The 1124-nt window shown below is 45.6% G+C and carries 1 protein-coding gene; it reads right to left on the bottom strand.

Annotated elements, in window-relative coordinates:
- The coding region (locus tag KDK15_RS03065) for a transposase (RefSeq protein ID WP_257293898.1) at positions 1-686 on the bottom strand (686 nt) is incomplete at its 3' end.
- Between the last annotated feature and the right edge of the window lie 438 nt (positions 687-1124).

The raw sequence follows: 1124 nt of genomic DNA, 5'->3' as shown, positions 1-1124 counted from the left end.
GCTTTGGCTCGGTTGTTACTGCCTTTCTGCTTTTTAGCCAGTTGACGCTGAAGGTAGGCGAGCTTTTGCTCGTAGCGCCGAGTATAACGGGGATTGCCGGATTTATTACCGTCCGATGTGATGAACAGATCAGTTAAACCTAAATCAATGCCTACTGCCTTGGTGGAAACAGGCATTGGTTTTGATTCAAACTCGCAGAGCATGGAAACAAAGTACCGGCCTGCTCGATCTTTGCTAATGGTGATACTTGAAGGTTCAGAAGGAAGATCACGACTCCAGCGGATATTCAGAGGATCTTTGCTTTTGGCGATGAACAATTGGCCGCTCTTCACGCTGAATGCAGCCTTTGTCAGCCGCATACTTTGTCTTGAATGTCTCTTTTTGAATTTAGGGTATTTGGCTCTGCCAGCCCAGAAGTTCTTGAACGCTTCCTGTTGATCCCTGAGTGTTTGTTGCAGGATCACGCTGGAAACGTCAGCCAAAAATGGAAACTCTTTCTTGAGTGATACAAGCCGCTTTTCTGCGTCAGAATGGGAGATGGATTGTCCGTCTTTGTAGTAGGCATCAGTGCGAAAACGGAGGGTGTTGTTATAGACAAAACGGGCACAGCCAAACGACTGGGCAAGGAGTCTTTCTTGCTCAGGCGTTGGGTAGAATCGTTCTTTATAGGCACGTTTTTGATTCATTCTTACAGTGTTACTTGCATTCTGTAAAAATACAACAAAAAATAACCGCTGGTTATGGAATCCAGCTCACCCCCAGTCCTACCGGACTGGTCGCTTGTATCCCCGCCCGACTGGGCGAGGCTTTACGCGAAGCTACGGTAACCAGTTATTAATAACAAGTTTCGACAATTCATCTTTGGAAAGGATAATTACTCTTGCGAATAATCAATTTACTGTAGAGAAGAAAATTCACAGAGAAGGTCATGTTCCATGGCCAGAATTAGGTGCATTTGATTCAAGCGCAGCCCTACTCAAGCGGAGGTAGAGTTTTTTCTCTTGCCATTTATTTAACCAGAATAAAATAAAAACCCCGATAGACAAGCTATCGGGGGTTTATATTTTGTGCCTGGCGATGACCTACTCTCACATGGGGAAACCCCACACTACCATCGGCGATCG

Origin of the sequence: Endozoicomonas sp. YOMI1 (genome assembly GCF_024606345.1) — a bacterium.
GTDB lineage: Bacteria > Pseudomonadota > Gammaproteobacteria > Pseudomonadales > Endozoicomonadaceae > Endozoicomonas.
Note: the sequence above shows the minus strand (reverse complement) of the source record. Positions and strands in the feature narration are given on the sequence as shown.